This is a genomic window from Micrococcus sp. APC 4021 (assembly GCF_030407635.1).
GTDB classification, from domain to species: Bacteria; Actinomycetota; Actinomycetes; order Actinomycetales; family Micrococcaceae; genus Micrococcus; species Micrococcus luteus.
Map to the genome: position 1 here is coordinate 1 of NZ_JASDCZ010000107.1, position 7,891 is coordinate 7,891.

At 74.1% G+C, this 7,891-nt stretch carries 5 protein-coding genes; 1 reads left to right on the plus strand and 4 read right to left on the minus strand.

Annotated features, from left to right (window positions below; all coding sequences use genetic code 11):
* The first annotated feature begins 119 nt into the window (after window positions 1–119).
* Window positions 120–773: an aminodeoxychorismate/anthranilate synthase component II gene (locus QL983_RS09135; protein WP_036337278.1), complete on the plus strand. Its 654-nt coding sequence runs from the start codon at window positions 120–122 to the stop codon at window positions 771–773.
* Between the two features lie 45 nt (window positions 774–818).
* On the opposite strand, the gene pknB is transcribed toward QL983_RS09135, so the two are convergent.
* From pknB to QL983_RS09155, 4 genes are all read right to left on the minus strand, one after another.
* Entirely contained in the window at window positions 819–3,095 is a 2,277-nt protein-coding gene (pknB, locus tag QL983_RS09140; RefSeq protein ID WP_290152458.1) for a Stk1 family PASTA domain-containing Ser/Thr kinase, read from the minus strand.
* 32 nt (window positions 3,096–3,127) lie between these two features.
* Window positions 3,128–5,182: a protein kinase gene (locus tag QL983_RS09145; RefSeq protein WP_290152461.1), complete on the minus strand. Its 2,055-nt coding sequence runs from the start codon at window positions 5,180–5,182 to the stop codon at window positions 3,128–3,130.
* Entirely contained in the window at window positions 5,179–6,624 is a 1,446-nt protein-coding gene (locus QL983_RS09150) for a penicillin-binding transpeptidase domain-containing protein (RefSeq protein ID WP_036314452.1), read from the minus strand. Before QL983_RS09150 ends, QL983_RS09145 begins: the two co-directional genes overlap by 4 nt.
* On the minus strand, window positions 6,621–7,891 hold a 1,271-nt coding region (locus QL983_RS09155; protein WP_290152466.1), incomplete at its 5' end, for an FtsW/RodA/SpoVE family cell cycle protein. The genes QL983_RS09150 and QL983_RS09155, both read right to left, overlap by 4 nt.

Consider the following 7,891-nt stretch of genomic DNA (forward strand, 5'->3'; position numbering starts at 1 on the left):
ACCGGCGGGGACCGGGGCGGGGACGGTATCCTGCTGACCTGCCCAGGACCGGGGTCAGCGACGTGCCCGGCCAGTCTATGCACCCCGCTCCCACGCGGCGGGGAGGAAAGAGCGCCCCCGTGCAGAGCCCCGAGGTCTCCGTCCTCGTCGTCGACAACTACGACAGCTTCGTCTACACCCTGGTGGGCTACCTCGAGCAGCTCGGGGCCCGCACCACCGTGATCCGCAACGATGAGGTCACCCCCGCCCGCGCCCTCGAGCTCGCGGCCGAGCACACGGCCGTGCTCATCTCGCCCGGGCCGGGCGCGCCCGCCGACGCCGGTGTCTCCCTCGACCTCATCCGCTCCGCCGCCGACGGCGGCCGTCCGCTCTTCGGGGTGTGCCTGGGGCACCAGGCCATCGCGGAGGCGTTCGGCGCCACCGTGACGCACGCGGAATCCCTCATGCACGGCAAGACGTCTCTGGTCCGCCGCGGCGAGCACCCCATGTTCGAGGGCGTCCCCTCGCCGTTCACCGCCACCCGCTACCACTCGCTGGCCGCCGTGCGGCCCACCGTGGACGAGGCGGTCCTGGAGATCACCGCCGAGACCGAGGACGGCGTCGTGATGGGACTGGCCCACCGCACCGCGCCCCTGTGGGGCGTGCAGTTCCACCCCGAGTCCGTGCTCACCGAGGGCGGCTACCGGATGCTCGGCAACTGGCTCGAGTCCGTGGGGCTCTCCGGGGCCGCCGAGCGCGGCGGCCGGCTCTCGCCCCTCGTCCGCCAGGACTGACCGGCCCCGGGGCCCGGTTCGCGGGTCCGACGGCGCCCCGTCCGCTCAGGTGGACGGCGGCGGATCGATCGAGGGCTCGGGCTCCGGCGTCAGCGTCGGCAGCGGGTCCACCGGCGTCGCGGTGGACGAGGTGCTCGGCGACTGCTCGGTCGGCTCCGACGAGGTCGACGGGGCCGCCGACGTCGGCGCCGGGCTCTGCGTCGGTGACGGCGTCGCGGTCGTCGTCGGCTCGGGGCTGGGCGTGGCCGAGGCGGACGGCGAGGGCGAGGGTTCCGCGCTCGCGGAGGGCTCGGGGCTCTCCGACGGCGGGGGGCTCGGTGACGCGGACGCCGACGGCGTGGGCTCGGGCGCCTCGCTGGACGGCGGCGCCGGCTCGGAGGGCTCGGCCGTGGGCGCGATCCATGAGGACGCCGTCAGGGTCAGGGAGGAACGGTTGTCCACGCGGACGCCGGCGGGCGGATCCTGGGCCACGACCGTTCCGGTGTCCGTGGTCGCGCCGTCCTCGTCCTGGATCCGCACGCGCAGCTCGGGGGCGCTCAGCGCCAGCTGACGCCGCGCGTCCGGAGCGCTCATCCCCACCACATCCGGCACGTCGACCATGCCGCTGGACAGGTGCAGCACCACGGAGGAGCCGGGCGGCACGTGCGTGCCCATCGCGGGGTCGGTGCGGGCGAGCAGCCCGCGTTCGAGTCGGCCGTCGTCCTGGTACTGCACGGAGGAGACACGCAGGCCCAGCCGTTCCAGCTCGCGGCGGGCCGCGTCCTCGGACAGCCCGTGCAGGGAGTCGGACAGCGCGATGCCCTCCTCGCCGCGGGACACCCGGATCCGCACCTCGGCCCCGCGGGGCACCTCCGTGCCCGTCGGCGGGTCGCTCTGGGTGACGGTCCCGTCCGGGGCGTCGGCCATGTACGCGGACGAGACGACGGCCACCAGACCTGCGTCCTCGAGCGCCGCGACCGCCTCGTCCTGCTGCAGCCCCACCACCGCGGGCACCTCCGCGGTGGTGGGCAGAGCCGCCGCGAGCCACGGCGCCAGGACCAGGGCCAGCGCGATCAGGACCGCGCCGGCCGCCAGGAGCGTGCGCCGGCGGAGGCGCCGGCGGACGCGACGGTGCGTGGCCGTCGCTGGCGCCGGCGTGTCCCCTTGCGGTTCGGGCCGGGGCGTCGCGACCGCACCGGGCATCACCGGCTGGCCGACCGTCACCGGGCGGGGGCCGTCCATGGCGGCGGCGGCGGCAAGCTGCGCGGCGGAGGCGGCGCCGAGCAGTCCCGCACCCGCCACGGCATGGTTCGCCGCCTGGGGCTGTGCGGCGTCCGGCTCGGCCGGGACGGAGGGCGTCGGCCGGGTCAGCGGGACCGCGGCCGTCGGCACATCGGCCCCGTGCTCCGCGGCCGCGGCGCCCAGCACCGCGCCGACGAGGGCGGGAGGGACGGCATCGAGCGGCGGGGTGTGACGGCCGGGGCCGGCGTGCGGATCCGCGGCGGCCTCCTCGAGGGCCGCGAGGAACGCGGCGCCCGTGGGGAACCGGTCCTCCGGATCCTTGCGCAGGGCGCGCAGCACCACGGGGTCGAACGCGGGCGGCAGGTCGGGGTCGACGTCGGAGGGTGCCGGCGGCTCCTCGCGCACGTGCTGGTAGGCCACGGCCAGCGGCGTGTCACCCGTGAAGGGGGGTCGGCCCGTGAGCAGCTCGAACAGCAGGCAGCCGGCCGCGTAGAGGTCGGCACGGCCGTCCACGGTGCGGCCCGTCGCCTGCTCCGGGGCCAGATAGAGGGCGGTGCCCACCACGGCCTGGGTCTGCGACGTGGTGGCGGAGGTGTCTGCCAGCGCGTGGGCGATCCCGAAGTCCATCACCTTCACGGTGCCCGTGTCCGTGACCATGACGTTCGCGGGCTTCACGTCGCGGTGGACGATGCCCTCCTCGTGCGCGTGCTCGAGGGCTTGCAGCACGCCCCGGGTCCAGGCCACGGCGCGGTCCGGGCCCACGGCGCCCTCGGCGTGCAGGATCTCCCGCAGCGTCCGGCCGGAGACGAGCTCCATCACCAGGAACGGGCAGTCCACCGGATGGAGGCCGTCCTCGAGGGAGACCTCGCCCGTGTCGTACACGGAGACGATCGAGGGGTGGTTCAGGGAGGCCGCCGAGCGTGCCTCCTTGCGGAAGCGCGCCTGGAAGTGCGGATCGCGCGCCAGGTCCCGGCGCATCAGCTTGACCGCCACCGGGCGGTGCAGCCGCAGGTCCTCGCCGCGGAAGACGTCCGCCATGCCGCCGCGCCCGATCAGCTCACCGATCCGGTACCGCCCGTTCAGGGTCCTCTGCTCGTCCACAGACACGTCCGCGTGCTCGTCCCGCCCGCCGCTCAGGCGGAGGGCGTGGCGTCGGCGGACGAGGCCTCCGCGCCACGCGCGTCAGCGGACGGGTCGGTGGTGGGCTCGCCCGTCGGCGCCGTGGACTCCCCGGAGGACTCCGTCGTCGGATCCCCCGTGGGCGTCGTCGGCTCCTCGGACGGCTCCCGCGTGGGCTCCGGGCCGACAGTGGCCGTCGGGGATTCGGCGGTGGGGGACGGGCTGGGCTCGTCCGAGGCCGACGGGCTCGGCTCGGTGCTCGGCTCCTCCGACGCGCTGGGCTCCGGCTCCGAGGCGGGCTGGGACGCCTCGCGGGTCGGCGCGGCGTCGGACCCGCCGGTGGCCACGATCAGCTGCACGTGCGTGTCGTAGCGGTGACGCTCGCCCTCGCCGGGCACCACGCGCACCACCTCGCCGTCGGCGCCGTCGGCGGACGGGTCGTCCACCCGGTCCACGGTGAAGCCGCGGTCGCGCAGCGTCTGGATCGCGCTCTCCACGGGCTGGCCCACGAGGCCCTCCGGGATGACGCCCTCCCCGGTGGAGACGGCCAGCGTGACGGTCTCACCGCGCCGCAGCGCCCCCACGGGGTTGATCTCCTCGACGGTGCCCTGCGGGCTCTGCGCGCCGCGGTCCTCCTCGCGCACCGCCAGGCCGAGGCCCTCGAGCTCGGTGCGCACCTCGCTCACGGGGCGACCCTTGTACGCCTCCGGGTCCACGTGCACGGACGACTCCTCCTGCGAGGTCGCCGGCGCCGAGCCGCCGTTGCCGCGGCCACCCGTGAGCAGCGGCCACAGCAGCGCCCCCAGCAGGGCGAACACCACGAGACCGAGCAGCGCCCACAGCGGCCAGGGGTTGGCGCGTCGCCGGCGGGCGGGTGCGGAGCCGCCCCCGGCGGGCGGGCCCGGGTCCACGACGTCGCCCGGGCGGGTCTGCTGGTCGCGCACGGCGGCGATCTCGTGGTCGCGCGTGCTCGCGCTCGCGGCGGCGCCGGCCGCACCGGCCGCGCCCACGGCCGCCGCACCGGCGGCGCCGGGGCCGCGGACGTCGCCGTCGGTGCGGGGCTGGGCCGCGGTCACCGGCAGCGCCGCGGTGGCGGGGAAGCCGTCCGTCCGGGTGCCCTCGGCGCGGGGATGGGTGGTGCGCATGCCGTCGTAGTCCAGGGGGGCGGTCTCGGCGCCCGAGGGGTCGGCCACGCCCTGCTCCTCGAGGAAGACGGCCAGGCCGGGCACGGCCTCCACAGCGCCGCGGGTGTCCTTGCGGCGCAGCGCGTCGGCGGCGTCCGAGAGCGCGGTCGCGTCCGACGGCCGCTCCTTGGGGTCCTTCGAGAGCATGCACATGATCAACGCCCGCACCGGGGCCGGGACGGTGTCCGGCAGGGGCGGCGGGGTGTCGTTGACCTGGGCGAGCGCGATTGCGATCTGGGACTCGCCCGTGAACGGGCGATGCCCGGCGAGGGCCTCGTAGCCGATGATGCCCAGCGAGTAGAGGTCAGAGGAGCCGGTGGCCTGCTGCCCCGTGGCCTGCTCGGGCGCGAGGTACTGGGCGGTGCCCATCACCTGGCCGGTGGCCGTGAGGGGGACCTGGTCCGCCAGGCGCGCGATGCCGAAGTCCGTCACCTTCACCCGGCCGGTGGGCGTGATCATGAGGTTGCCGGGCTTGACGTCGCGGTGCACGAGCCCCTGGGCGTGGGCCGCCGAGAGCGCGGCCGCCGTCTGCGCGATGATCCGCAGGGTCCGCTCGGGGGAGAGCACCTTCTCCTTCTCGAGGATGGAGGACAGCGGCTGGCCCGGCACGAGCTCCATGACGAGGTAGGCGGAGCCCTTCTCCTCGCCGTAGTCGTAGACGTTGGCGACGCCGGGGTGGTTCAGCAGCGCGGTGTGCTGGGCCTCCGCCCGGAAGCGGCGCAGGAAGTTGGGGTCACCCGTGTACTCCTCCTTGAGGATCTTCACGGCGGTGATCCGGCCCAGGACCTTGTCCCGCGCCTTCCACACCTCGCCCATGCCGCCGATCGCGATGCGATCGGTCAACTGGTACCTGCCGCCGAGGGTGATGCCCGATGTCGGCCTCATTCCGTGACCACCGCTTCCATGATTGCCTTCATGCCACTGACGACTGTCTGATGTCCAACCCCCGGCGGCTCGTCCTCCACCACGATCGTCACGGCCGCCCGGGGGTTCTCGCTCGCGTCGAAGCCGGTGATCCAGGAGTGCACGTTGCCCGTGTCCCCGACCTCGGCCGTGCCCGACTTCGCCGCGATCCGCACCGTGTCCGACTGCACGGATCCCAGGATGCCGTCCTCCACCGCCGAGACCATCATGTCCGAGACCTGCCCGGCCACCTCGGGGGTCGTGGCCCGGCCGCGCTCACGGGGGCTGAACTCCTGCACCGTGGTGAGGTCCGAACGGCGGACCGCCTTGATCAGCTGCGGCTCCATGACCACGCCGTCGTTCGCGATGCCGGCGGCCACCATGGCCATCTGCAGCGCGGTGGCCTGCACGTCCCGCTGGCCGATCGAGGACTGCGCCAGCGTGGCGTCGTCCAGGTCGGAGGGGAACACGGAGCCGGTCACGGGCAACGGGTAGTCGAAGGAGTCGTTGAAGCCGAACCGCTCGGCGACCTCCCGGATCCGGTCTTGGCCCAGCTCGACGGCGGCCATGGCGAACGGCGTGTTGCAGGACTGCGCCAGCGCCCACGTGAGGGTCTGACGCCCCACGGTGTTGCACGGTGAGCCGTCGTAGTTGGGCAGCTCCGTGGTCGTGCCGGGCAGCGTCCACGCGGCGGGGATGTCCACCGTCCCGCCCGGGGTGTAGTCACCGGACTCGAGCATGGCCACCGCGTCGATCAGCTTGAACGTGGAGCCGGGGGACACGAGCTGCTCCGCGGCGCGGTTGCGGTATGCGCTGGCGCCGGGGATCTGGTCGATCGCGGCCATGGCCGACTGCGCCTCGGCCGGGCTGTGTGAGGAGAGCGCGTTGGAGTCGAAGCCCGGCTTCGACGCCATGGCCAGGATCTCGCCCGTCGTCGGGTCCGTGACCACGGCGGAGGCGCGCACGCCGTCCGGGAGCGCGTCGTACGCCAGACGCTGCAGCTCGGGGTCGATCGTCAGCTCCACCTGGTCGCCCTCGGGCGTGGCACCCGTGATGATCTCCATGGCGCGGTCCACGAACTGGGACGTGGGGGTGCCGGAGAGCTGCTCGTTCATGGCCGCCTCCAGCCCGTCGGTGCCGTAGGTGAGCGAATAGAAGCCCGTGAGCGGGGCGTACAGCTCGGTCTCGTGGTAGACGCGCTGGTAGTGGTACGCGTCGCCGGAGGGGACGGACTCGGCGATCGGCTCGCCGTCCACGAGGATCGGCCCGCGCGGGGCGCCGAACTCCAGGAACATCTGCCGAGAGTTCAGGGCGTGCGTCTTGAGCTGGTCAGCGGCCAGCACCTGGATGACGGACGCAGCCAGCGCGAGCACGAGGAGCATGGCCGCCATGACGGTCCACGTGCGTCGGATCGCCTCGTTCACCGCTCCTCACCTCCTCCCGGGGGCACGGCGGCCGCCGGGAGCGCCGTGCCGGGGTCGAGGTGGCCGGCGCCGGGCCCGGACGCGTTGACCATCCCGTCCACGACCACGGGCCGGCGGGCGGCGTTCGAGATGCGCAGCACGAGCCCCACGATGATCCAGTTGGCCAGCAGCGAGGAGCCGCCGGCGGCGAGGAACGGCGTCGTGAGGCCGGTGAGCGGCAGCACGAGGGTCACGCCGCCCATCACCACGAACACCTGCCACGCCATGGTGAAGGCCAGGCCGGAGGCGAGCACCTTGCCGAACGCGTCGCGCACGCCGAGGGCGGCGCGCATCATGCGGGTGACGAGCAGGAGGTACAGGACGAGCACGGCGGCCAGGCCCACGAAGCCGAGCTCCTCGCCGATGGCCGTGAGGATCATGTCCGAGAAGGACAGCGGCACCTGGGTGGGGTTGCCCGCGCCCAGGCCGGTGCCCATCAGCCCGCCTGAGGCCATCGCGAACAGGCCCTGGACCACCTGGTAGGAGCCGCCGAAGTCGCGATGGTAGATCTCGGGGTCGAAGGCCCTCAGCCAGATCTCGAACCTGGCGGTCACGTGCGGCATGAACAGGAACGCCAGCGCCGCGCCGAAGGCGATCAGGCCCAGGCCGAGGAGGATCCAGGAGGCGCGGGACGTGGCGATGTAGAGCATCGCCATGAACATGCCGAAGAACAGCAGGGCCGAGCCCAGGTCGCGCTGGAACACGAGCACGCCGAGCGCCAGGAGCCAGCCGGCCAGCAACGGGCCGAGGTCCCGGGCTCGGGGGAAGGTCACCGGGCCCACACGGCGGCCGGCCAGCAGGATCAGGTCGCGGTTCGCGGAGAGGTAGCCGGCGAAGAAGATGGCCAGCGTGATCTTGGCGATCTCGCCGGGCTGGAAGGTGCCGAATCCGACGTCGATCCAGATCCGCGCCCCGTACATGCTCAGGCCCAGCCCGGGCACGAGCGGCAGGAGCAGCAGCACGCCGGACGCGGCGAGGAACAGGTAGGGCCAGCGCCGCAGCACCCGGTGGTCGCGCACCAGGAACACCAGGGCGGAGGCCACCAGGACGGCCAGGACGGACCACACGAGCTGCGAGGTGGGGTTGGCCATCGCGGCGTCCTGGCTCAGCCGGTGGATCATGGCCAGGCCCAGCCCGTTGAGCAGGGCGGTGATCGGCAGCATGAACGGGTCCGCGTAGGGGGCCCGCAGCCGCAGGACCACGTGCAGCACGAGGGTGGCGGCGCCGA